We start from the raw sequence: 23,330 nt of genomic DNA on the forward strand, positions 1-23,330 counted from the left end.
CCGGCATCTGGGGACATCCTTGCGGCGGGCACTGCGAGCGACCCGGCTCGCCGCGCACGCAGTGAATCCTGCTTTCTGTGAATAAAACGTTGAGGCACGCGGCGACCGGACGCGGACGCCGCCTTGAATGCCAGCCCGCGACGAACGGCGGGCGCGGGACGACGGACGCAGCGCGTCCGTTAACGGTTCACAGACCGCGCGCCGCCTCGGCCACGGCGCGGAACAGCGCGCGGCCCTTGTTCATCGTCTCCTCCCATTCCTTCGCGGGGTCGGAGTCGTAGACGATGCCGGCGCCGGCCTGCACGTGCAGGCGGCCGTCCTGGATGACGGCGGTGCGGATGGCGATCGCCGTATCGGCGTCGCCGTGCCAGCCGATGTAGCCGACCGCGCCGGAGTAGACGTTGCGGCGGATCGGCTCGAGTTCGCGGATCACTTCCAGCGCGCGGATCTTCGGCGCGCCGCTGACGGTGCCGGCCGGGAACGTCGCGCGCAGCACGTCGGCGTAACTCAGCCCACCCTTCAGCCTGCCGGTGACTTCGCTGACGATGTGCATGACGTGGCTGTAGCGTTCGATCACGAACTGCTCGCCGACCTGCACCGTGCCCGGCTCGCTGACGCGGCCGACATCGTTGCGGCCCAGGTCGATCAGCATCAGGTGTTCGGCGCGCTCCTTCGGATCGGCCAGCAGTTCGGCTTCCAGCGCCTGGTCCTCTTCGAGCGTGGCGCCGCGCGGCCGGGTACCGGCGATCGGGCGCACGGTGACCTCGTCGCCGACCAGGCGCACCAGGATCTCGGGCGACGATCCGACGACCTGGGTCCCGCCGACATCGAGGAAGTACATGTAGGGCGAGGGATTCAACGCGCGCAATGCCCGGTACACGTCGACCGGGCGTGCCTTGAACGGCACCGAGAGGCGCTGGCTCAGCACCACCTGGAAGATGTCGCCGGCGCGGATCAGCTCCTTGGATTTCTCCACCGCGGCGATGAAACCGTCGCGGGTGAAGCCGGACACGAAGTCGGCTTCGTCGAGAAGGTTGGCATCGCGCGTTTCCGGATAGCCGGGCCCACCCTGGCGCAGGCGGTGGTTGAGTTCGTCCAGCCGCCGCTGCGCGCGCGCGAACGCGCGTTCCTCGCGCGGGTCGGCGTGCACGATCAGGTAGAGACGGCCCTTGAGGTTGTCGAAGACCGCCAGCTCCTCGCTGAGCATCAGCAGGATGTCGGGCGTGCCCAGTTCGTCGGGCTTGTGCTCGCCATCGGCGTGCGCGTCGGCCAGGCGCGGCTCGATGTATTGCACGCATTCGAAGCCGAACCAGCCCACCAGCCCGCCGGTGAAGCCGGGCAGCCCGGCGATCTTCGGCACCGAATGCGCCGCGCGCAGGCGCTCGACTTCCGCGAACGGATCCTCGACGACGCGATGGTCGACCAGTTCGCCGTCCTCGGTCACGAACAGCGTGTGCCCGGCGAAGGCGTACACGCGCCGCGCCGGCAGGCCGATGATCGAATAGCGGCCGAAGCGCTCGCCGCCCTCCACCGATTCGAACAGGTACGTGTGCGGGCCATCGGCGAGCTTGAGGTAGACCGACAGTGGCGTGTCGAGATCGGAGAAGACTTCGCGCACCACCGGAATACGGGTGTGGCCGGCGTCGGCGAGCTGGCGGAACTGTTCGGCGTCGAGCTGCATGGCAACGCTGGGAGGCGCGATAGCGGCGGGGCAGTATGCCACCGGCCTCCCCCCGGCGCTCATGACATGTCGGCGCAAGCGCGGCAACCCATAGAATGCGCGTTCGCTCGATCCAGGCCTTTCAATGCGCTCTGTAGAACACCCGCCCGCGTTGCCGCGGCTGCTTGCGGCACTCGCGCTGGCGTACCTGCTCGCCGGCCTTGCAGCGATGCTGTGGTTGTCTGCGAAGGTTCCGTATGCCGACGGCTGGCGCCTGCTCGGCGAAATGGCCGGACAGGCGTTTCCCGGCAACCTCGTGCACGCGGGCGGCGGCCATCGCGAAGTACTGCCGAACCTGGTGCGGCTGGTCGAGCTGCGCATGTTCGGCGCGAACCAATGGCTGCAGATCGGCGTCGGGGCTGCGCTGGCGCTGGCCACCGCGCTGATGCTGGTGCGAGCGATGCGCATGCTCGAGGAGGACGCGCTGCGCGTGCGTGCGGCGGTGTGCGCCGCGCTGGTGGCGCTGTTCTGGCTCGGCAGCCAGCGCACGCTGGCGCACGGCCACGAAGCCGTGCACGCGTACCTGGTCACGCTCTGCCTCGCGATCGGCCTCGGCCTGGTGCATGCGCGCCGGGACGCGCCCGCGGTACTGGTGGCGGTGGTCCTGGCCGTAGTCGCCGCGTCCAGCTTCGACACCGGCCTTGCCTGCTTCGCCGGCCTGGCGATGGTGGCCTGGCTGCGCCGCCACGGCGCAGGAACCTGGCTGCTGCTGGTGGCCGGCACGGTACTGGGCGCATGCGCCTGGCTCGCCGGCAATGCGGGGGCCGGCGGCCTGCAGTTCGCGCCGGCGACCCAGGCGCCACTGCTGTTGCGCTGGCTGGCGGCGCCGTTCGCCTATGCGCTGTGGCCGGCGATCGATGTCGACGTCGCGGCGCAGGTTCCGGGCACATTGGGCGCGGCGGTGGCGGTGCCGATGGCGCGCACGTGGGAAAGCGTGTTCGGTGCATTCGAGACTGCGACATGGCCGTGGTTGGGCCTGGGCGCGATCGGCATCGCGCTGTTCGTCGCCCTGGCCGCGCGCGCACGACGTCTGGCCGACAACCGCGGCATCACCACCGTGGGCCTCGGACTTGCCGCATTCGCCTTGGCCGCGGGCGCGGTTGTCGTCGCCCGGGCCCACTATTTCAGCCAACTGCATCCGGAGCAGTTGCTGGCCACGGGGTACGTCGTGTGGTCGGTCCTGTTCTGGGGCGGGCTGCTGCTTGCCGCCACGGGCCTGGCAAAGCAGGCGCGCCGTGCCGCCGTGCTCGTCGCCACGGTCGCGATCGTGCTGCTGCCGAGCGAGCTGTGGATGTCGCAACTGGCCTTGCGCATGCGCGCGGCCGCCGAGCGTGGCGCAGCGATGGCCGCCAACAACGTGGTCGATCCGAACGTATCGATCGGCGAGACCGTTCCGGCCGAACTGGTTGCTGCGATGCCGCTGCTGCAACGCGATGGCGCTGCGGCATACGCATGGCCGGAGGTGGCCTACCTGGGCCGGACATTGGATCCGGCCGGACTCGCCGCGGTCGCCACGAGCGCGTGGGAAGTCACCCCGATCACGGGCGCGGACGGGCATGCGGCGGTGCGCGTGGCGTTCCGCACGGAATCGCATGCGCGCCGCCTGCTGATCGTCGACGCCACCGGCATCGTGCGGGGCTTGGCCATCCGCGATCGCAGCAGGCCCGGGTATTGGCTGGGCTGGTCGAAGGACGCGGCATTGTCCGGCGCGTTGCAGGCCACGCCGCTGCCGGCGCACTGAGGCGCGCGCGTCACATCGCCGTCATCGTGGCTCCGGAGAATGGGAGTCCATCCCCAGGGACGACGGGCGGAGGCGGGATTGCCTCCAATCTCCAGCGGCGAACCGGCAACGGTTCGCCGCTTTTCATTGGCGCGGTCGCAATGCGCGATCAGCGCACGCCGGCCACCGCCGCCTTCATCCGGGCGATCACGTCGGCGTAGTCGGCGGCGTTGAAGATCGCCGAACCCGCGACGAACGTGTCGGCACCGGCAGCGGCGATTTCCGCGATGTTGTCCGCCTTGACGCCGCCGTCGATCTCCAGGCGGATCGGCTTGCCGGTGCGGTCGATCATCTCGCGCACGCGGCGCAGCTTGGCCAGCGCGGAGGGAATGAACGACTGGCCGCCGAATCCGGGATTCACCGACATCAGCAGTACCAGGTCGAGGTCCTCGAGCACGTAGTCCAGCACTTCCACCGGCGTGGCGGGGTTCAACACCAGCCCGGCCTGGCAACCGCTGGCCTTGATCAGCTGGATCGTGCGATGCACGTGCGCGCTGGCTTCGGGATGGAAGCTGATCAGCGACGCACCGGCCTTGGCGAAATCGGGAACGATGCGGTCGACCGGCTCCACCATCAGGTGCACGTCGATCGGCGCGGTCACCCCATGCTTGCGCAGGGCCTCGCACACCATCGGTCCGATGGTGAGGTTGGGCACGTAGTGGTTGTCCATCACGTCGAAATGCACCCAGTCGGCGCCGGCCTTCAGCACGGTGTCGACTTCCTCGCCGAGCCGGGCGAAGTTGGCCGAGAGGATGGACGGGGCGATGACGGTGGCTTGCATGGCGGGTTACTTCCTGCGCAGGGACTGGATGCGGTCGTAGGCGGCGTTGATTTCGCGGGCCTTGGCTTCGGCCTGGCGGCGCAGTTCTTCGGCGGCCCCCGCCATGCGGTCGGGGTGGTACTGCGAGATCAGGCGGCGGTAGGCCTGGTCGATCTCCGCATCGCTGGCCTCGTCGGTCAGGCCAAGCACGGTGTAGGGGTTGTCGCGGCGCAGCTTGAACCAGTCGGTGTCGAAGGCGTGGCCGATGAGCAGGCCGATCAGCGCGCCCAACGGCGGGTTGCTCCTGAGCAGGGCCGCGCCGGCGAAGAATCCGAGCAATTTGCCGTACCAGCGTTTCATCGGGCAGCGGGTGGCGAAGGGAGGCGGGCAGTTTACGGCAACACCAAACGTCTTCCGCGGGTTACGACCGCGGCCCGGCGCAGCGCGCCGCGCGTTCGCGTGGCCGCGCCGTGCCGCACGAAAGGTGGCCTGGAGTCACCCTGCACGCCCCGCCCGACCGGCGTACACTGCCCGGCCCTGTCGCGCCCGCGCGCGCGGAGCGCAGGCAGGCACGAGCCATTGCGGCTGCTTTTCGAGGATGTTGCCTTGCCCACCACCGTGTCCCGCCCTTACCTGCTCGAGTCGGATCTTCCCGGCCTGAACCTGCGCCATCGCGGCAAGGTCCGCGACGTGTTCGACCTGCCGGGCGACCGGCTGCCGGCCGGCCATCCCGGCGACCATCTCCTCATCGTCGCCACCGACCGCCTCAGCGCGTTCGACGTGGTGCTGCCCGACCCGATCCCGGGCAAGGGCGAGATGCTCTGCCAGATCAGCAATTTCTGGTTCGGCCTGACCGAGAACATCGTGCCCAACCACCTCACCGGCATCGACGTGGCATCGGTGCTGCCCGCGAACGTCGACGCATCGCTGTACGCGAAGCGCGCGGTGGTGACCAAGCGGCTCAAGCCGGTGTCGGTGGAATGCATCGCGCGCGGTTACGTGATCGGCAGCGGCTGGAAGGATTACCAGCGCACCGGCCGCATCAGCGGCATCGCCCTGCCCGATGGCCTGCGCCAGGCCGAGCAGTTGGCCGAACCGATCTTCACGCCCTCGACCAAGGCCGCGGTCGGCGACCACGACGAGAACATCGACTTCGACACCGTCGTGCGCACGGTCGGCGCGGATCTCGCCGAGCAGGTGCGCGACGCGACGCTGCGCCTGTACAAGTTCGCGCGCGACTACGCGGCGCAGCGCGGCATCCTGCTGGCGGACACCAAGTTCGAATTCGGCACCGACGCCGATGGCCGCCTGTACGTGATGGACGAGATGCTCACGCCGGATTCCTCGCGCTACTGGCCCGCGGACGAATACCAGGTCGGCACCAGCCCGCCCAGCTACGACAAGCAGATCGTGCGCGACTACCTGGAAACCCTGGACTGGGACAAGACGCCGCCCGGCCCGAAGCTGCCGGTCGAGGTGATCGAGCGCACGCGCGCGCGCTACGCCGAAGCGCTGCAGAAACTGGCGGGAATTTCCGTCGACTGATCGCACGGAGCCGGGCACTGCCCGGCTTCTTCTCTGTCCACCTGCGCACACGCGCGTGCGCCGCGCCCACGGCGGCTGACAGCCTGGGGGCCGCGGCGTACAGTTCCCGCCATCCACTCCGGAGCCTGCGATGAACGCCACCGCCGACCGCCCGATCGACCGCTGGTTCGCCAGCTATTCGGGCGATCATCGCAACGAGACCAACCAGTTGATCCACGTGGTCTGCGTGCCGGCGATCCTGTGGAGCGTGATCGCGCTGCTGTGGTGCGTGCCGGTGCCGCCGGGACTGTTCGTACCGGGTGCGTGGGCGGCGATCGCGATGTTCGCCGCGTGGATGTTCTATTACCGCGCGTCGCGTCCGCTCGGTTTCGGCATGCTGGCGACGTTCGTGCTGATGGGCTTCCTGACCCGCTGGCTGTACGACACCCTGGGTCCGACGCGCCTGCTGTACGCCGCGATCGCGGTGTTCGTCGTGGCCTGGATCGGCCAGTTCCTCGGCCACAAGATCGAAGGACGCAAGCCGAGCTTCCTCACCGACCTCACCTACCTGCTGATCGGCCCGGCCTGGGTGCTGGCGAAGCTGTACCGCAAGCTCGGCTGGCAGTACTGAGCGACGGCGACCGCCGACGCACAACCAAACGCATCCCGATGCCCGCACGCGACATTGGCCTGGTCCTGCTGATCTGCCTGGCCTGGGCGCTCAACTTCCTCACGTCCGCGCTGGCGATGCGGGAGATTCCACCGTTCCTGTTCACCGCGTTGCGCTTCGCGCTGCTCGCGATGCCGTTGGTGTTCCTGCTCAAGCGTCCCGCACCGGGGCAGTGGCCGCGGCTGGTGACGGTGGCCCTATGCATTGGCGTGCTGCATTTCGGCCTGAGCTTCAGCGCGTTGCGCCTGGCCGGCGACCTGTCCTCGCCGGCGATCGTGATGCAGAGCTACATCCCGATGACCGCGCTGCTGGCGTGGTGGGTGCTCGGTGAGCGCTTCGCCTGGCGCACCGGCGTGGCCATCGCGGTGAGCTTCGCGGGCGTGCTGGTACTGGGGTTCGACCCGCTCGTGCTCGACCAGCCGATGTCGCTGCTGCTGATGCTGGTGTCGGCGGTGTTCCTCGCCATCGGCACGGTGCTGATGAAGGGACTGCGCGGCCTGGACGTCTTCAGCCAGCAGGGCTGGACCGCGGTCTTCAGTGTGCTGCCGCTGCTGGCGATCAGCACCGTGCTGGAACCGGGCGCGCTGGCGCAGCTGCCGCAGGTGAGCTGGGTGGCATGGGCGGGCGCGCTGTACGCCGCGTTCGTGTCCTCGCTGCTCGGCCATGGCCTGTACTACGTGCTGGTGCAGCGGCACCCGGTGGCGCAGGTGACGCCGTGGCTGCTGCTGGTGCCGGTGCTGGCGGTCGCGCTGGGCATCGTGTTCTGGGGCGATCGCCCCGGCACGCGCCTGTGGCTCGGCGGTGCGATGGTTCTGGGCGGCGTGCTGATCATCGCGCTGCGCGCGATCGCGAAGGCACGGGTGATCCCCGCCAGCGACACGCCGTAGGACGGGCTAAAGCCTGCCAACTGCGTGCATGGCTGCACGGCGGCGGGTTTGAGCCGCCCTACTGCTCCTCGACTTCCTGACGCGTCTCGAACATCCGCGCGGTCGGATGAAACGTGCGCGGCGCATAGCCCAGGTCGCGCCGCGCCGGCGTCGCGTCGAACACCAGGTCCGAACGCATCCGCTGCACCGCCGCCTCGCCCAGGCCGGTACCGCCGGCGAGCTTCGCCGCGGCGAGCGCGAGGTTGAACAGCGGCGACGGCAACTCGACCAGCGCAGGCGGCGGATCGAGCACGGCGAGCACGCGCCGCACCATCTCGCGATAGGCCAGCGTTTCACCGCCGGGCAGCGCATACGTCTGGCCGTGCGCCGCCGCGCTGCCCAGCGCGGCGAACGCCGCGGTAGCCAGGTCGTCGACGTGCACCGGCTGGCGCAATCCGTCGGCGTGGCGCGGCAATGGAAAGCGCCCCCAGCGCCGCGCGAGCTGGGCGATGCGGGTCAGCGTGGCATCACGTCCCGCGCCGTAGACCAATGTCGGCCGCAACAGCGTCGCCTGGGCCAAACGCCGCGCCGCCGCCGCCAATACGCCTTCCTCGCCCGCGCGCAGGCGCTGTGCCACGTCGCGTTCGCGCGGATCGGCGGAGCCGCGCTTGACCTCGACGCTGGTCGAACCGAAGGCGACCACGCGCTCGCATTCCAGTGCCGATGCGGCGTACCACGTGGCAAAGGCATCGAGCGGACCGCAACTGACGATGGCGTCGACGCGCGATGGCAATGCCGGCGCCGTGGCCAGGTCGCCCTGCAACCAGTGCAGCCCCGGGCGATCGTGCTGCGGCTGCCGCGACACCGCGGTGACGCGCCAGCCATCGCGCAGCAGCCGCGCCAGCAGCGGCCGGCCGATCTGTCCGCTTCCTCCGAACACCAGCGCGTGCTTCATGCCGACCTCGCGCTCCGCTGCGGCAATACCGCGCGCAGCCAGAGGAAGCCCAGCACCGCGGACAGCACCGACGCAGCGAGGATGCCGAGCACCGACTCGTCATAGCGCAGGCGTTCGTCGTACGCCAGCGAGGCGATGAACAGGCTCATGGTGAAGCCGATGCCGCACAACACGCCCAAGCCGAGCATGGCGCGCAGGTCCATGCCCGCGGGGAAGCGCGCCCACCCGGCGGCGCGCATGGCGAGCGCGGCCGTGACGATGCCCACCGGCTTGCCCAGCACCAGGCCCAGGGCGATGCCCAGCGGCAAGGGTGCGAGCGCATCGTCCAGGCGCATGCCGCCGAGCACCAGTCCGGCATTGGCGAACGCGAACACCGGCAGGATCGCGTAGGCCACCCACGGGTGCAGGGCATGCTCGAGTGTCTCCAGCGGCGAGTGCTCGACGTCGTCGGGGACGGCGTTGCCGCGATCGACGTGTGGAATCAGCAGCCCGGTGGCCACGCCGGCCAGGGTGGCATGCACGCCCGACTTCAATACGCACACCCACAGCACCAGGCCGAGCAGCAGGTACGGCCACAGCGCGATGACCTTGAAGCGGTTGAGCCCCCACATCGCCGCCAGCACCAGGGCCGCCAGTCCGAGAGCGAGGAACGACAGCCCGTGCGAATAGAACAGCGCGATGATCAGGATCGCGATCAGGTCGTCCACCACCGCGATCGTCGACAGCAGCAGCTTCATTCCCACCGGGACGCGCGAGCCCAGCAGCGCCAGCACGCCCAGGGCGAAGGCGATATCGGTTGCCGTCGGCACCGCCCAGCCGCGCATCGCCACCGCATCGCCGTGGTTGAGTGCCGCGAACAGCGCCGCCGGCGCGAGCACGCCGGCGCAGGCGCAGACCATCGGCAGGATCAGCTGCTCGCGGCCGGCGAGTTGGCCGCTGAGCGTCTCGCGCTTGATCTCCAGCGCGACCAGCAGGAAGAAGATCGCCATCAGGCCGTCGTTGATCCACAGCAGCAACGGCTTGGCGATGGCGTAGTCGCCCAGGCCGACCTTCAGCACCAACCCGCGGAAGGCCTCGTAGCCGTCGTGCACCGGGGAATTCGCCACGACCAGCGCGAGGGCCGCGGCGGCGATGAGGGTGATGCCGCCGGCGGCTTCGAGGCGGAAGAATTCGACCAGTGCGTGCAACGGGCGCGGCAGGCGCCGCGCCGGAATGCGGGGATCACTCATGCCTGAAGCTTACTTGCCCGCGATCAGCAACTCGAAGGCGATCCACACGCCGTAGGCGACGAGCAGGAGCACGCCCTCGCCCTTGCTCACGCGCAGGTCGCCGCGCAGCACCGGATACAGCATGAGTGCGAACGCGAGCGCCGCGAGCAACTCATAGCCCAGCGGCAGGGCGAAGTGCCCCGGGCCCATCATCGTCATCGGCAGCGTCAGCGCGCCGCATGCGGCCATGCCGCCGACGATGACCAGGATGTTGAAGACGCTCGCGCCGATGACATGCCCCATCACCATGTCGCCGTGGCCGCGACGCGCGGCGGCGATGGCGGCGGCGACTTCCGGCAGCGCGGTGCCGATGGCGACCGGCAGCAGGCCCGTCAGCACCGGCGACAGCCCCATGCCCTCGCCGATGACCGCCGCCCCGGAGCCGCCCAGGTCCATGCCGAACAGATGCACGCCTTCGCCGCCCACCACCAGCAGCGAGCCCAGCCACGCGAGCGCGGCCCCGAGGACGAAACGGATCAGGTTCTGCGCCAGCATCGTGCTGGTCTGCGCGTACTGCACGAGCGATCCGCGCACCTCCTCGCTTTCGTGGCGGGTGCGCGCCAGGGCGAAGAACAACACCGCGACGAATGCCAGCAGGAGCAGCACGCCTTCCAGCCGCGACAGGTGGCCGTCCGCGCCCAGGCCCAGCACCGCGATCGTGCCGAGCACCAGCACCAGCAGCAGCGGCCGCAGCGCGCGCCAGCGCACCACGATCGGCGCGGCCAGCGCGGCGGCGCCCAGGGTCAGGCCGATGTTCGCGACGTTGCTGCCGACCGCATTGCCGAGCGCCAGCTCGTCCTGACCGTGGAGCACTGCCACCAGGTTCACCGCCAGCTCCGGCAACGACGTCGCGAACGCGACCAGCACCAGTCCGGTGGTGAAGGCGCTCAGGCCGAGCCGCTGGGCCAGGCCCGCGGCCCCCTTCACGATCGAATCGCCACCGAGTGCGAGCAACACCAGGCCGAGCACGAACAAGCCGACGGCAGTAAGCATGGCAGTCCCCTCCAGAGGTTGCCGGGATCTTACGGGGTTTGGTGAATGCGGGCGTCGAGGCGGCGCGGGCCGCGCGACGCACCCCTATCCGCAGCCAGCCACGCGCGCGCCGCCGGTGCCGGAGCGGCAGGCGCGCACATGTTCACGAGCAGCCCTCGACGTAATCGACTTCCGGTGGCAGTCCCACGCGCCACGCGGTGACCTTGGCCGCGTCGGTCTTGCCATCGGTTTCGAACACCAGCACCCCGGCCCCGCCCGCGGGATCCTTGATGCGCAGGTATTCGCCATCGGTGTACTTGTGCGGCCGCGCCTCGACCGCGCCGGCGTAGCGCTTGAGGATCTCCGACTTGGTCATGCCGATCGCGCCGCCGCCGGGCGCCACGTACTTGCTGCTCTGCGTGCCGAAGCGGGCGAACTTGCCGCCGGAGATCATGAAATTGAATTCCGCCGGCACCTTCACCCAGGTCGGCGTCATGAAGTAGCACTCGGCATTGGCGTCCTTGCCGACGGTGGTGAGCTTGCCGCCCCACGCCTTTTCCATCTCCGCAGCGACCGTGCCGAAACGGACGTCGCCGTACCCGATAAAGCTGGCGCCATCGCTCGCCGGCGGCTCGGCGGGCGGCGTGTCGCTCGCCGGCGGCGCCGGGCTCACCGGTGGCGTGTCGGCAGCCGGCGGGGCCGTATCACCCAGCGCTGCGGCAGTCGTATCTCCGGCCGGCGCGCTTGCGGTCGCTGGCGTGCGCTCGGCCGAGCACGCGGCCAACAAGGTGAGCAGGGCAACTGCGAGCAGGGTGCGGGACATGGGCGGCTCCTGGCGGGCTGGCCCGCAGGCTCGGGCAACCCGGGTGAAACCGCCGCGAACGCGTGCGCGTATGTTCAGCCCGGCACGGCGAAGTGCTTCTGCAAGCCGGTCCAGCACGCCTGGTAGTCGCGCTGGCGGTACGCGGCATCGATGGCCTGGCGCGTCGGCCGGATCACCGCGCGCGACTCGAACATGAAGGCCATCGTGTCCTTGATCACGTCCGGCTTCGACAGGTCGGCCGCGCTCGCCTTCTCGAACGTCGCCGCGTCCGGGCCGTGTCCGGTCATCGAGTTGTGCAGCGAGCAGCCGCCCGGCGCGAAACCCTCGGCCTTGGCGTCGTACACGCCCGTGATCAGGCCCATGAACTCGCTGGCGATGTTGCGGTGGAACCACGGCGGGCGGAACGTGTCCTGCGCCACCAGCCAGCGCGGCGGGAAGATCACGAAGTCCATGTTGCTGGTCCCCGCCGTGTCGCTGGGCGAATGCAGGACGAGGAAGATCGACGGATCGGGATGGTCGTAGCTGATCGAGCCGATCGTGTTGAAGCGGCGCAGGTCGTACTTGTACGGCACGTAGTTGCCGTGCCAGCCGACCACGTCGAGCGGCGAATGCCCGATCGGCGCGCGCCACAAATGGCCCTGGAATTTCGCGATCAGCTCGAACTCGCCTTCGACGTCTTCGTACGCGGCGTTCGGCGCGAGGAAGTCGCGCGGGTTGGCCAGACCGTTGGAACCGATCGGCCCCAGGTCGGGCAGCTGCAGCATCGCGCCGAAGTTCTCGCACACGTAGCCGCGCGCCTCGCCGTCCGGCAGGTCGACGCTGAAGCGCACGCCGCGCGGGATCACCGCGATCTCCTGCGGCTCCACCTCGACCACGCCGAACTCGGTGGCGATGTGCAGGCGGCCCTGCTGCGGGACGATCAGCAGTTCGCCATCGGCGTCGTAGAAATAACGGCCCTGCATCGGCTTGTTCGCCGCGTACAGGTGCACGCCGATGCCGGTCTGGCCTTCCGGCGAACCGTTGCCGGCGATGGTGAACAGTCCGTCGACGAAGTCCACCGGCGCCTGCGGCATCGGCGGCGGACTCCAGCGCAGCTGGTCCGGGGTGACCGGATCGCGGCCGAAGTCGCTGTGGAAATGCGAGTGCAGGTACGGCGCGAACGTCCCGTGCATGGCTGCCGGACGGATCCGGTACAGCCAGCTGCGGCGGTTGTGCGAACGCGGCGCGGTGAACGCGGTTCCACTCAACTGCTCCGCGTACAGGCCGTGCGCGACGCGCTGCGGGGAGTTGCGTCCTTCCGGCAGCGTCCCGGCGACCGCTTCGGTCGCGAACTCGTTGCCGAAGCCGGATTGGTAGCCGTTGCCTGCGATCGCCATCGCTGTGTTGTCCCTGTCGCCGAGGAGGAAACCTTAAAGAACGCCGCGCTTCATCTGGTCGCGCTCGATGCTCTCGAACAGCGCCTGGAAGTTGCCTTCGCCGAAGCCCTCGTTGCCCTTGCGCTGGATGATCTCGAAGAAGATCGGGCCGATCGCGTTCTGGGTGAAGATCTGCAACAGCTTGCGCTGCTTGGTCTCGGCGTCGGCGTCGATCAGGATCTTGTTCCTGGCCAGGCGCGCGACGTCCTCGCCGTGGTTGGGCACGCGCTGGTCGATGACCTCGAAGTAGGTGTCCGGCGTATCCAGGAACTCCACGCCCTGCGCGCGCATCGCCTCGACCGTGTCGTAGATGTTGTCGGTGAAGCAGGCGATGTGCTGGATGCCCTCGCCCTTGTAGGCGTCGAGGTATTCATTGATCTGCGACTTCGGGTCGCTGGATTCGTTGAGCGGGATGCGTACGACGCCGTCCGGCGCGGTCATCGCCTTCGACACCAGGCCGGTCTTGGCGCCCTTGATGTCGAAGTAGCGGATCTCGCGGAAGTTGAACAGGCGCTCGTAGTAGTCCGACCACTTCTGCATGTTGCCGAAGTACAGGTTGTGGGTCAGGTGGTCGATGAAGGTCAGGCCGAAGCCCTTGGGGTCCTGGTCGGCGCCCTGCACCGGCAGGTAGTCCTCGTACATCGAGCCCTTGTCGCCGTAACGGTCGACCAGGTACAGCATGCAGTCGCCGATGCCCTTCACCACCGGCGCGTCGACGGCCTTGCTGTCGGCCTTGTCGGTGATCGCCTCGCCGCCGTTGTTGACGACGGTGTCGAACACGACGCGGGCCGGCTTCTGGAAGCGGATCGCGAAGCCGCAGGCGCTGGGGCCGTGCTTGCGCGCGAAATCGGCGGCGAAGCTGTGCGGGTCTTCGTTGACCAGGAAGTTGACGCCGCCCTGGCGGTAGACCGTGATCGGGCGCGTCTTGTGGTGGAGCACCGCGGTGAAACCCATCTTGCGGAAGTAGTCGTGCAGCAGTTCGCCCTGGCCTTCCGGCGCGGCGAATTCGACGAACTCGAAGCCGTTGATGCCGAGCGGATTCTCGAAGGTGGTGACCTGCATGCCGAGATTCGGACCGGTGCTGGTGCCGGTGGAGGCGGTCTGGACGCTCATGCGGGATCTCCTGTTAACGTGGGTCGCGAACGCTGCCCGCAACTGCACGGGCATGGCTGGGGACACTATAGTTTCACATGAAACCAACAACAAGCCACGATAGCACTGATGCTTCAGGCAAGGGCAACCCTCCGTCGGGGCCGAGCGAGGAGCACGCGCGCTGGGAACTGGACCGGTTCCTGCCCTACCGCCTGAGCATCCTGTCCAACCGGGTCAGCCAGACCATCGCCGGCGCCTATGCGCGCCGGTTCGGCCTGGGCGTGACCGAATGGCGCGTGATCGCCGTCCTCGGCCGCTATCCCGGCCTGTCCGCGAACGCGGTGGCCGCCCGCACCGCCATGGACAAGGTCGCGGTCAGCCGCACGGTGGCGCGCCTGCTCGAACGCGGCCTGCTGCAGCGCGACACCCACGACGACGACCGCCGCCGCTCGGTGCTGGAACTTAGCCGCGACGGGTACGGGATCTACGACGAAGTGGTACCGGTGGCGCTGGACTACGAACGCCGCCTGCTCGCGCCGCTGGATGCGGAGGAACGCGCGCAGCTCGACCGCTTGCTGCGCAAGCTCAACGAGGGCGTGGCGCAGCTGGAGGTCGAGCCCGACACGCCGCTGCCGCGCGATTGAGCGGCGGCATCCGCAAACGAGAACGGCGGCCCGAAGGCCGCCGTTCTTTCAACTGCCGGACGATGCCTCGTCGGCGGGCTACTTGACCCCGTGCATCAACCGCTGGATCAGCGGCGCGATCAGGAACAGCAGCGCGCCCGGGATCACCAGGGCCCAGAAGCCGAAGGTGTAGCCCGACAACGCGGAGGCGGCCGTCATGCCGGTCTCGCCGCTGACGTGGCCGGCAAAGATGCCGGACAGGTTGTTGCCGATGCCGGTGGACAGGAACCAGCCGCCCATGCCGAAGCCGACCAGGCGCAGCGGCGCCAGCTTGGTCACCATCGACAGGCCGATCGGCGACAGGCACAGCTCGCCGACGGACTGGATCACGTAGACCATGAACAGCGTCCAGAACGGGATCATCCCGGCGGCGTTGAGCAGCGAGGTCAGCGCGAACATCAGCAACAGGAACGCCAGGCCGTTGAAGATCAGGCCGAGGCCGAACTTGCGCGGGATCGACGGGTTCGCCTTGCCCAGCCGCACCCACAGCCAGGCCATGATCGGCGCGAAGGTGATGATCGCCAGCGAATTCACCGACTGGAACCAGGCCACCGGGAAGGCGAAGCCGAAGATGTTCTTGTCGACGATCTTCTCGGCGAGGAAGGTGAAGGAGCTGCCGGCCTGCTCGAAGAACATCCAGAACAGGATGTTGAAGGTGAAGATGATCAGCATCGCGATGGCGCGGTCGCGCTGCACCGGGCCCTCCTTGACGCCTTCGATCAGGATCATGATGCACAGCAGGGCGAACATCGGGAACAGCACGAACCACTGCAGCGTGGTCGCCTTGATCGAGAGCAGGAAGTAGATCAGCGGGATCGCGACCAGCGCGCCGATGGCGGTGAACAGCACCCGGCCCTTGTGCTCGCCGCCTTCGTTCGGGCGGCCGATGCCGCCGAGCTGGCGGCGGCCGAACCAGAACCACACCAGCGAGATCAGCATGCCGACGCCGGCGGAGATGAAGACCATCTTGTAGGCGGGCATCTCGTCCGTGCCGAACACCTTGCTGGCCAGCCAGCCGGTGAAGATCGGCGCGAGCATCGCGCCCAGGTTGATGCCCATGTAGAAGATGGTGAAGCCCGAATCGCGGCGCTCGTCGGTCGGCGAGTACAGCTTGCCCACCATGGTCGAGATGTTCGGCTTGAACAGGCCGTTGCCGGCGATGATCGTGGCCAGGCCGAACGTGAAGACCTGCGGATTCGGCATGGAGATCATGAACAAGCCGATCGCCATGATCACCGCGCCCAGCAGGATGGAGCGCTGGTAGCCCAGCACCCGGTCCGCGACGTAACCGCCGAAGATTGCGCCTGCATACACGAGCGCCAGGTACGCGCCATAGGTCTGGTTGGCCGAGGCCTCGCCGGTCGCGCTGCCACCGTAGAACTGCGCCACGATGTAGAGCACCAGCGCCCAGCGGATGCCGTAGAAGGCGAAGCGCTCCCAGAACTCGGTCATGAAGAGCATCCACAGCGGACGCGGATGTCCCATCACCTGCTTGAATTCCGGGATCGGAGCACCCGGTGTCGTCGTACTTGCACCGCTCATGCGGCTTCCCCCGTCGAAATGTTCAGAAAAGGCCCGGCGTTTTGCGCGGGACGGGCGAGGATTACCGACGCCATGTGCATGCGTCAAACCCGGAAATCGTTGCTGCAACGCAACAGTCGGCGATTTGCCGGGTCATTCCGGCTAACCGCCAAGGTCGGTCAGGATGTCGTTCAGGCCGGAGTCGGTGGTGTCCCGTAGCCGGTGCCCGGACCGATCGCCGTGCGCACTTCGAACAGTTCGGGGAAGAACGTCAGCTCCAGCGCCTGCTTGAGGAAGCCAACCCCGGACGAGCCCCCGGTGCCGCGCTTGAAGCCGATGATGCGCAGCACCGTGCGCATGTGGCGGAAGCGCCACAGCTGGAATTGCGTTTCCAGGTCGACCAGGTCCTCGCACAGCGCGTACTCGCGCCAGTAGGTGTCGGTGTCCTCGTAGATGCGTTCGAACACCCCGACCAGGGCCGGATCGGATACGTGCGGCCGCGACCAGTCGCGTTCGCGCAGCTGCGCCGGGACGGCATGGCCCCAGCGCGCGAGGTAGATGAGGAACTCGTCGTACAGGCTCGGCGCCTCCAGGGCGCCCTTTAGCGACGCATGGCCGGCTTCGTCGTGCGCGAACACCTTGAGCATCTGCGCATTCTTGTTGCCGAGCAGGAACTCGATGGTGCGGTACTGCAGCGACTGGAAACCCGAGGACGGCCCGAGCACCTCGCGGAATTCCATGTACTCCGACGGCGTCAGCGTCTCCAGCACCGACCACATGTTCGTGAGCTGGTCGAGCACGCGCTTGCAGCGCGCCAGCACCTTGCGGCATTGCCACACCTGGTCGCCGCGCAGGTAGACCACGGCGGCGCGCAGCTCGTGGATCATCAGCTTCATCCACAGCTCCGAGACCTGGTGCTGGACGATGAAGAGCATCTCGTCGTGGTGCGCCGGGCTCGACAGCGGGTGCTGTGCGGACAGCAGGCGATCCAGCTGCAGGTAGCCGCCGTAAGTGGTCCGCCCGGCCAGGTCGGTGTGGATGCCCGACTCGAGCGAGCGCTGGTTGTCTTCGATGCTCATGGCGACCCTGCTGCAATGCAGTAAACAGGGTACCGCCCCGATGCCCGCTGCGTCACATTCGTGACCCGGGAATCGGGCACAATGGCCGCGCTTGGCCGTGATACCGCCCGGCCATCCACCAGGGGAATCCAACGTAATGAAGACGAACTGGCGCCACCGGGCGCTTGCAATGGGTCTTTGCGCGCCGTTCCTGGCCGCGCAGGCGGACACCATGATCAAGGTCCTGCCGTTCCAGCAGGACTGGACCCTCACCACCCAGATCGTAATCAACGACAACTGGAGCGGCGTCCAGGGCATCGAGGGCTACCTCGGCCAGGACCTCACCACGACCACCGGGACCGATCCGCAGACCCTGCTGGGCACCAGCGCGGTCCCGAACGACCTGGATGTCGTCGCCAACCAGACCAACACGTCGACCACCACCGGCGGCGTGCTCGAATTCGAAACCCCGAATCCGACGATCGCGCTGCAGGGCTCGGGCACCGCCGACGCCCCCTACATCGTCATCAACATCGACACGCGCAGCAAGACCAACATCAACGTCGCCTACAACCTGCGCGACATGGACGGCAGCACCGACAATGCCGTGCAGCCGGTCGCCCTGCAGTACCGCGTCGGCGCGCTCGGCAGCTTCACCAACGTGCCGGCCGGCTTCGTCGCCGACGCCACCACCGGCCCCAGCCTCGCCAGCCTGGTCACGGCGGTGTCCGCCACGCTGCCGGCCAACGCCAACAACCAGCCGCTGGTCCAGGTCCGCATCATCACGGCGAACGCGATCGGCAATGACGAGAGCGTCGGCATCGACGACATCTCGATCACCGGCACCTACGCGGGCGGCGTACCGATCCTTTCGATCTCGGACGCCGCCCAGGCGGAGGGTGACGGCGAGGGCTACAGCGGCATGCTCCTGGTCACGTTGAGCGAACCGGCCGGTCCGGGCGGCGTCAGCTTCCAGGCCGAAACCGCGGTCGGCACCGCCACGCCCGACGTGGACTACGTGCCGCAGACCGGCTGGGGCGCGACCATCCCCGAAGGCGAGACCATGATGGGTTTCGTCGTTCCGGTGCACGGCGATACCACGCCGGAAGCGGACGAAACCTTCTTCATCAACGTCTACAACGTCACCGGCGCCGTCGTCGGCGACGGCCAGGGCGTCGGCACGATCGTCAACGACGATTTCGTCGTCACCCCGATCCATGACGTGCAGGGCGCCGGCGCCACCTCGCCGATGGGGAGCCAGTTCGTGACCCTCGAAGGCATCGTGACCGGGCGCAAGGGCAACGGCTTCTTCCTGCAGGCCAGCGATGCCGAAGCGGACACCGATGCGGACACCTCGGAAGGCGTGTTCGTCTTCACCGGCAGCGCGCCGCCCGCGGCCGCCGCGATCGGCAACCGCGTGCGCGTGCAGGGCACGGTGGTCGAGTACATCCCGGCCGCCGATCCCTACCAGCTGCCCTTCACCGAGATCAGTGGGGGCCCGACGGTCACCGAACTCTCCACCGGCAATCCGCTGCCGGCGCCGGTGCCGCTCACGGCGGAGATGAACCGCCCCGACGGCGGCCTGGGCCAGCTGGAGCGTTTCGAGGGCATGCGCGTCACCGTCGCCAGCCTGACCACGATCGCGGCAACCGAAGGCAACGCCACGCCGTACAACGCGACCGGTTCGGCCAACGGCATCATCCATGCGGTGATCACCGGCGTCGCGCGTCCGTTCCGCGAACCCGGCATCCAGTTCCCGGATCCGGCGCCGGGCGGCGGCAGCGTGCCGCCGATCCCGCGCTGGGACGCGAACCCGGAAATCCTCACCATCGACAGCGACTCGCTCGGCGGTCCGGCGTACCTGCTCGACCTTCCGGCCGGCAGCGTGATCCAGGGCCTCACCGGCCCGCTCGACTACGGCTTCCGCCGCTACACCCTGCACCGCGATCCGGCCGTGGCGATCAATGTCGTCGCCGGGCCGGAACCGCGCGCCGCGCGCGCGCCGCTGGCGAGCGAGTTCACCGTCGCCTCCTACAACCTGGAACGCTTCTACGACGACTTCAACGACGCCAACGTCGACGACAGCATCGCCACGACCGCCGCGTACCAGAAGCGCCTGCAGAAGGCCTCGCTCGGCATCCGCGATTACCTGCACACGCCTGACGTACTGGTGACCGTGGAAGTCGAGAAGCTGGAAGTCCTGCAGGCGCTGGCTGCACGCATCAACGCCGATGCGGTCCAGGCCGGCCAGCCGGATCCGCAGTACGTGGCGTACCTGGTCGAAGGCAACGACGTCGGCGGCATCGACATCGGCATGCTGGTGAAGACGGCCACGGTCGGCAACGCGGTTCCGCGCGTCGAAGTCGTCGCCGTCAACCAGATCGGCAAGGACACGACCTGGCAGCAGCCCGATGGCACCACCGGCACCCTCAACGACCGCCCGCCGCTGGCGATGGATGCGGTCGTGCACTTCGCCGACGGCCGCGCCTTCCCGATCACGGTGATCGGCGTGCACCAGCGTTCGCTGATCGACTCGGAACTGGACACGGCCGCGGGCGACCGCGTGCGCAAGAAGCGCCAGCGCCAGGCCGAGTTCCTGGCCGGCTACATCCAGCAGCGCCAGGCGGCATCGCCGACGACGCGCATCGTCACCCTCGGCGACTTCAACGCGTTCGCCTTCAACGACGGACTCGCCGACACGATGAATGTCGTCGCCGGCACGCCGACCCCGGACGCGGAAACTGCCGTCCCCGGCGACGGCATCGACCTGGTCGACCCGGACCTGGTCAACCTGGGCGAGCTGGGTCGCGCAGACCAGCGCTACTCGTTCGTGTTCGACGGCAACGCGCAGACGCTCGACCACGTGCTGGTCAACGAGGAGCTGATCGTCAACACGCGCGGTGCCGAGGTCGATCACGCCCGCATCAACGCGGACTTCTCGGAAACCAACCGCAGCGATGCGGACACTGCCACGCGCACTGCCGACCACGACCCGGTCATCGCCTACTTCGACCCGCGCGCCGTGGCCGACCTGTCGATCGAGGCGAGCGCCACGAAGACCTCGGTCAGCGCCGCGGGCACGATGCAGTTCCTTGCCACCGTGCACAACGCGGGGCCGGAAGCCGCCGAAGCGGTAGGCGTCGGCTTCGCCATCGACGCCGCGCTGCCGACGATGGCGGTCACGGCGCCGGCCGGCTGGAACTGCGACGCCGCGCTGGTCGAGAACGGCCGCACGTCGATCGCCTGCAACGCCACGGACATGGCCGCGGACGCCGATGCGACGTTCGCCATCACCGCGGACGTCACCGCCGAGTCGGTGCAGTCGGTCGTGAACCTGGCGGCGGTGGTCACCGCCAAGTCGCTCGACCCGGTCACCGGGAACGACGAGGCGACCGCGTCCATCGACGCGATCGCCCGCGCCGACCTGTACACCCAGCTCGCCGGTCCGCGCCGGACGCTGCGCGCCGGCAGCGTCGCGCCGATCTCGGTGACGGTGCGCAACGCCGGGCCGTACGACGCCCAGCGCCCGACCCTGACGATCGCCGGCAACGCGCCGGTCACCGGCGTGGTCCTCAACAAGCCCGAGGACTGGGACTGCGTGGTGGCCGCCAACGGCAACAGTGCCTTCACGGCGACGTGCACGACCGCCAAGCTGTTCGCGCCCAAGACGTCGCGCCGCTTCGACCTGAGCATCCCGGTGCCTTCGCAGGCAGCGCTGACGGTCTCGGCCACCGCCGAGTCGACGACGATCGACCTGGCGCCTGCCAACAACGGCGTGACCTACAGCAGCCAGATCGCGCCCTGACCCACCGGCGCCGAAAAGGCAAGTGCAGAAAGCGCGGCTACGGCCGCGCTTTTTGTTTGCGCGGCCGCCTACATCCGGCCCCGTCTTGCCGCATTGCGCAACGGGCTGTTTACACCCGGCGGGTATCATCGCAGGGCTAACAACGTGAGTCGGTCCAGGACCTTCGAATGACGATCGCCGCCACCTACCAGATTGAATACCTGCAATACCTCGGGGCCGACGGCAAGCTCGTCGCCGAATTACCGCCCGCCTTCCGCGATGCCAAGGCACTGCTGCCGCTGTTCAAGCAGATGCTGTTCGTACGCGTGTTCGACACCAAGGCGATCGCGCTGCAACGCACCGGCAAGCTCGGCACCTATGCCTCCTGCCTCGGCCACGAGGCGACGCACGTGGGCATCGGCGCATCCACGCGCCCGGAGGACGTGTTCGCCCCGAGCTACCGCGAATACGGCGCGCAGTTCATGCGCGGGGTGAAGCCGCGCGAAGTACTGCTGTACTGGGGCGGCGACGAACGCGGCAACGACTTCTCGGGGCCTAAGCACGACTACCCCTGGTGCGTACCGATCTCGACCCAATGCCTGATGGCGGCCGGCGCCGCGCTGTCGTTCAAGCTGCGCAAGCAGGACCGCATCGCGGTGGCCTGCTGCGGTGACGGCGGCTCGTCCAAGACCGACTTCTATGCCGCGCTGAATTCCGCTGGCGCGTATACCGCGCCGCTGGTCCTGTGCGTGGTCAACAACGGCTGGGCGATCTCGGTGCCGCGTTCGGCCCAGACCGGCGCTGCCACGCTCGCCCAGAAGGGCCTGGCCGGCGGGCTGTACTGCCTGCAGGTCGACGGCAACGACCTGTTCGCGGTGATGGAAGGCATGCGTCGCGCCACCGAGCGCGCGCGCAACGGCGAAGGCGGCACCGTGATCGAGTTCCTGACCTACCGCCTGCACGACCACACCACCGCCGACGACGCCCGCCGTTACCGCGCCGACGAGGAAGTGAAGGCCGCCTGGGCGCGGGATCCGATTCCGCGCCTGCGCACCTTCCTGACCGGACAGGGGTTGTGGAGCGAGGCCGAGGAACAGGCCTGGGCCGACGAATCCGGCAAGCGCGTCGACGAGGAAATCAACGCCTACCTCAACACGCCGGTGCAGCCGGTCGAAGCGATGTTCGATTACCTGTACGCCGACATGCCGCCGGACGTCGCCGCGCACCGCGCCGCGGCGCTGGCGCTGGAGGGCCGCTCGTGAACAAGGCCGACACCATGCCCCAGATCGATTCCAACGCCGCGACGTCCACTCCCATCACCCTGATCGAAGCGATCACGCAGGCGCTCGCCTACGAGATGCGCAACGACGATGCGGTCGTCGTGCTCGGCGAGGACGTCGGCGTCAACGGTGGCGTGTTCCGCGCGACCGCCGGCCTGCAGCAGAGCTTCGGACCCGAACGCGTGCTCGACACGCCGCTGGACGAAACCACCATCGCCGGCCTGACCGTCGGCATGGCCTCGCAAGGGATGAAGCCCGTCGCGGAGGCGCAGTTCGATGGCTTCATGTATCCGATGGTCGACTTCATCGTCTGCCACGCCGCGCGCATGCGCTACCGCACCCGCGGCCGGCTCAGCTGCCCGATGGTGCTGCGCGTGCCGTGGGGCGGCGGCATCCGCGCGCCCGAGCACCATAGCGAAGCCAACGAAGCGATCTTCACCAACGTCCCGGGCCTGCGCGTGGTGATGCCCTCTTCGCCGGCGCGCGCCTATGGCCTGCTGCTGGCGGCGATCCGCGACCCGGACCCGGTGATCTTCTTCGAGCCCAAGCGCATCTACCGCCAGTACAAGGAACTCGTGCCCGACGACGGCGAGGCGCTGCCGCTGGACGTGTGCTACGTGCTGCGCGATGGCACCGACGTGACCCTGGTGACTTGGGGCGCGCAGGTGAAGGAAGCGCTGGAAGCCGCCGAGAAGCTCGCCGGCGAAGGCATCAGCGCCGAAGTCATCGACGTCGCCACGCTGCGCCCGCTCGACTTCGCCACCATCGCCGAATCGGTCAGCCGCACCGGCCGCTGCGTGATCGTGCACGAAGCGCCGAAGACCGCCGGTTTCGGCGCCGAGATCGCCGCGCGCTTGGCGGAGGAATCGATGTACGACCTGCTCGCGCCGGTCGAACGCGTCACCGGCTACGACACCCACATCCCGCTGTTCCGCCTGGAAATGAAATACCTGCCGGGCGTGGACCGGATCGTGGCGGCGGCCAAGCGCACGCTGGCCGCCGGCTGAGCATGCCGCGCCGGCATCGAGCCCAGCGCGCGCAACGGTGCACGGGCACGATGCGCGCCATGGCGGGTGGTGGACCGAAGACGCCGATGGCCGCCGTGGCTGCATGGCCGCGGAACGCCGGCAAACGTATTGCGCCCGCACCCGACCGGCGG

The 23,330-nt window shown here is 68.6% G+C and carries 19 protein-coding genes; 8 read left to right on the top strand and 11 right to left on the bottom strand.

What is annotated here, in order from left to right; genetic code table 11:
* Positions 1-187: 187 nt before the first annotated feature.
* The gene (trpE, locus tag BP05_RS07950; protein ID WP_496362192.1) at positions 188-1,681 is read right to left on the bottom strand and encodes an anthranilate synthase component I; all 1,494 of its coding nucleotides are present in this window, start codon (positions 1,679-1,681) and stop codon (positions 188-190) included.
* Positions 1,682-1,805: 124 nt separating this feature from the next.
* Here trpE and BP05_RS07955 point away from each other — a divergent pair, with 124 nt between their 5' ends.
* Entirely contained in the window at positions 1,806-3,461 is a 1,656-nt protein-coding gene (locus BP05_RS07955) for a hypothetical protein (RefSeq protein WP_496362194.1), read from the top strand.
* Positions 3,462-3,609: 148 nt separating this feature from the next.
* Here the strand turns inward: BP05_RS07955 and rpe are convergent, their stop codons facing one another.
* Both rpe and BP05_RS07965 read right to left on the bottom strand, forming a co-directional pair.
* The gene (gene rpe, locus BP05_RS07960) at positions 3,610-4,281 is read right to left on the bottom strand and encodes a ribulose-phosphate 3-epimerase (protein ID WP_496362196.1); all 672 of its coding nucleotides are present in this window, start codon (positions 4,279-4,281) and stop codon (positions 3,610-3,612) included.
* Positions 4,282-4,287: 6 nt separating this feature from the next.
* Positions 4,288-4,620, bottom strand: coding sequence for a J domain-containing protein (locus tag BP05_RS07965; protein WP_496362198.1), 333 nt, complete (start codon positions 4,618-4,620; stop codon positions 4,288-4,290).
* Positions 4,621-4,878: 258 nt separating this feature from the next.
* Here BP05_RS07965 and BP05_RS07970 point away from each other — a divergent pair, with 258 nt between their 5' ends.
* The 3 genes from BP05_RS07970 (at position 4,879) to BP05_RS07980 (ending at position 7,341) form a co-directional block, all read left to right on the top strand.
* The gene (locus BP05_RS07970) at positions 4,879-5,805 is read left to right on the top strand and encodes a phosphoribosylaminoimidazolesuccinocarboxamide synthase (RefSeq protein ID WP_496362331.1); all 927 of its coding nucleotides are present in this window, start codon (positions 4,879-4,881) and stop codon (positions 5,803-5,805) included.
* A gap of 130 nt (positions 5,806-5,935) precedes the next feature.
* Positions 5,936-6,415: an Mpo1 family 2-hydroxy fatty acid dioxygenase gene (locus BP05_RS07975; protein ID WP_496362200.1), complete on the top strand. Its 480-nt coding sequence runs from the start codon at positions 5,936-5,938 to the stop codon at positions 6,413-6,415.
* A gap of 38 nt (positions 6,416-6,453) precedes the next feature.
* Positions 6,454-7,341 carry a DMT family transporter gene (locus tag BP05_RS07980; protein WP_496362202.1) on the top strand — a complete coding sequence of 296 codons (888 nt, stop codon included), beginning with the start codon at positions 6,454-6,456 and terminating at the stop codon, positions 7,339-7,341.
* A gap of 58 nt (positions 7,342-7,399) precedes the next feature.
* On the opposite strand, the gene BP05_RS07985 is transcribed toward BP05_RS07980, so the two are convergent.
* From BP05_RS07985 to hppD, 6 genes are all read right to left on the bottom strand, one after another.
* A complete protein-coding gene (locus BP05_RS07985) occupies positions 7,400-8,275 on the bottom strand; it encodes an NAD-dependent epimerase/dehydratase family protein (protein WP_496362203.1) in 876 nt (291 codons plus the stop codon).
* Positions 8,272-9,504, bottom strand: coding sequence for a Na+/H+ antiporter NhaA (gene nhaA, locus BP05_RS07990; protein WP_496362204.1), 1,233 nt, complete (start codon positions 9,502-9,504; stop codon positions 8,272-8,274). Before nhaA ends, BP05_RS07985 begins: the two co-directional genes overlap by 4 nt.
* Before the next feature lie 9 nt (positions 9,505-9,513).
* A complete protein-coding gene (locus BP05_RS07995; RefSeq protein WP_496362206.1) occupies positions 9,514-10,536 on the bottom strand; it encodes a sodium:calcium antiporter in 1,023 nt (340 codons plus the stop codon).
* A 142-nt stretch (positions 10,537-10,678) separates the two neighbouring features.
* Entirely contained in the window at positions 10,679-11,338 is a 660-nt protein-coding gene (locus BP05_RS08000) for a lectin (protein ID WP_496362208.1), read from the bottom strand.
* Between the two features lie 74 nt (positions 11,339-11,412).
* Positions 11,413-12,714 (bottom strand): homogentisate 1,2-dioxygenase, encoded by a 1,302-nt coding sequence (gene hmgA, locus BP05_RS08005; protein WP_496362210.1) that lies wholly within the window; start codon positions 12,712-12,714, stop codon positions 11,413-11,415.
* Between the two features lie 33 nt (positions 12,715-12,747).
* Entirely contained in the window at positions 12,748-13,866 is a 1,119-nt protein-coding gene (hppD, locus tag BP05_RS08010) for a 4-hydroxyphenylpyruvate dioxygenase (RefSeq protein ID WP_496362212.1), read from the bottom strand.
* Between the two features lie 77 nt (positions 13,867-13,943).
* On the opposite strand from hppD, the gene BP05_RS08015 reads away from it, so the two are divergent.
* Positions 13,944-14,489, top strand: coding sequence for a MarR family winged helix-turn-helix transcriptional regulator (locus BP05_RS08015; RefSeq protein ID WP_496362214.1), 546 nt, complete (start codon positions 13,944-13,946; stop codon positions 14,487-14,489).
* A gap of 78 nt (positions 14,490-14,567) precedes the next feature.
* Here the strand turns inward: BP05_RS08015 and BP05_RS08020 are convergent, their stop codons facing one another.
* A complete protein-coding gene (locus tag BP05_RS08020; protein ID WP_496362216.1) occupies positions 14,568-16,070 on the bottom strand; it encodes a peptide MFS transporter in 1,503 nt (500 codons plus the stop codon).
* Positions 16,071-16,240: 170 nt separating this feature from the next.
* Positions 16,241-17,128: a tryptophan 2,3-dioxygenase gene (locus tag BP05_RS08025; protein WP_496362218.1), complete on the bottom strand. Its 888-nt coding sequence runs from the start codon at positions 17,126-17,128 to the stop codon at positions 16,241-16,243.
* Positions 17,129-17,264: 136 nt separating this feature from the next.
* Between BP05_RS08025 and BP05_RS08030 the strand changes: the two genes are divergently transcribed.
* The 3 genes from BP05_RS08030 (at position 17,265) to BP05_RS08040 (ending at position 23,178) form a co-directional block, all read left to right on the top strand.
* A complete protein-coding gene (locus BP05_RS08030) occupies positions 17,265-20,912 on the top strand; it encodes a lamin tail domain-containing protein (protein WP_496362220.1) in 3,648 nt (1,215 codons plus the stop codon).
* 167 nt (positions 20,913-21,079) lie between these two features.
* Positions 21,080-22,153: a pyruvate dehydrogenase (acetyl-transferring) E1 component subunit alpha gene (gene pdhA / locus BP05_RS08035; RefSeq protein WP_496362222.1), complete on the top strand. Its 1,074-nt coding sequence runs from the start codon at positions 21,080-21,082 to the stop codon at positions 22,151-22,153.
* A gap of 14 nt (positions 22,154-22,167) precedes the next feature.
* Positions 22,168-23,178: an alpha-ketoacid dehydrogenase subunit beta gene (locus tag BP05_RS08040; protein WP_496362333.1), complete on the top strand. Its 1,011-nt coding sequence runs from the start codon at positions 22,168-22,170 to the stop codon at positions 23,176-23,178.
* The last annotated feature ends 152 nt before the right edge of the window (positions 23,179-23,330 follow it).

This window comes from Lysobacter oryzae DSM 21044, assembly GCF_059568595.1.

Excerpts from the sequence above, each read along its gene's own strand:
- trpE (WP_496362192.1), bottom strand. The coding sequence starts at position 1,681 with ATGCAGCTCGACGCCGAACAGTTCCGCCAGCTCGCCGACGCCGGCCAC.
- BP05_RS07955 (WP_496362194.1), top strand. The coding sequence starts at position 1,806 with ATGCGCTCTGTAGAACACCCGCCCGCGTTGCCGCGGCTGCTTGCGGCA.
- rpe (WP_496362196.1), bottom strand. The coding sequence starts at position 4,281 with ATGCAAGCCACCGTCATCGCCCCGTCCATCCTCTCGGCCAACTTCGCC.
- BP05_RS07965 (WP_496362198.1), bottom strand. The coding sequence starts at position 4,620 with ATGAAACGCTGGTACGGCAAATTGCTCGGATTCTTCGCCGGCGCGGCC.
- BP05_RS07975 (WP_496362200.1), top strand. The coding sequence starts at position 5,936 with ATGAACGCCACCGCCGACCGCCCGATCGACCGCTGGTTCGCCAGCTAT.
- BP05_RS07980 (WP_496362202.1), top strand. The coding sequence starts at position 6,454 with ATGCCCGCACGCGACATTGGCCTGGTCCTGCTGATCTGCCTGGCCTGG.
- BP05_RS07985 (WP_496362203.1), bottom strand. The coding sequence starts at position 8,275 with ATGAAGCACGCGCTGGTGTTCGGAGGAAGCGGACAGATCGGCCGGCCG.
- nhaA (WP_496362204.1), bottom strand. The coding sequence starts at position 9,504 with ATGAGTGATCCCCGCATTCCGGCGCGGCGCCTGCCGCGCCCGTTGCAC.
- BP05_RS07995 (WP_496362206.1), bottom strand. The coding sequence starts at position 10,536 with ATGCTTACTGCCGTCGGCTTGTTCGTGCTCGGCCTGGTGTTGCTCGCA.
- BP05_RS08000 (WP_496362208.1), bottom strand. The coding sequence starts at position 11,338 with ATGTCCCGCACCCTGCTCGCAGTTGCCCTGCTCACCTTGTTGGCCGCG.
- hmgA (WP_496362210.1), bottom strand. The coding sequence starts at position 12,714 with ATGGCGATCGCAGGCAACGGCTACCAATCCGGCTTCGGCAACGAGTTC.
- hppD (WP_496362212.1), bottom strand. The coding sequence starts at position 13,866 with ATGAGCGTCCAGACCGCCTCCACCGGCACCAGCACCGGTCCGAATCTC.
- BP05_RS08015 (WP_496362214.1), top strand. The coding sequence starts at position 13,944 with ATGAAACCAACAACAAGCCACGATAGCACTGATGCTTCAGGCAAGGGC.
- BP05_RS08020 (WP_496362216.1), bottom strand. The coding sequence starts at position 16,070 with ATGAGCGGTGCAAGTACGACGACACCGGGTGCTCCGATCCCGGAATTC.
- BP05_RS08025 (WP_496362218.1), bottom strand. The coding sequence starts at position 17,128 with ATGAGCATCGAAGACAACCAGCGCTCGCTCGAGTCGGGCATCCACACC.
- BP05_RS08030 (WP_496362220.1), top strand. The coding sequence starts at position 17,265 with ATGAAGACGAACTGGCGCCACCGGGCGCTTGCAATGGGTCTTTGCGCG.
- pdhA (WP_496362222.1), top strand. The coding sequence starts at position 21,080 with ATGACGATCGCCGCCACCTACCAGATTGAATACCTGCAATACCTCGGG.
- BP05_RS08040 (WP_496362333.1), top strand. The coding sequence starts at position 22,168 with ATGCCCCAGATCGATTCCAACGCCGCGACGTCCACTCCCATCACCCTG.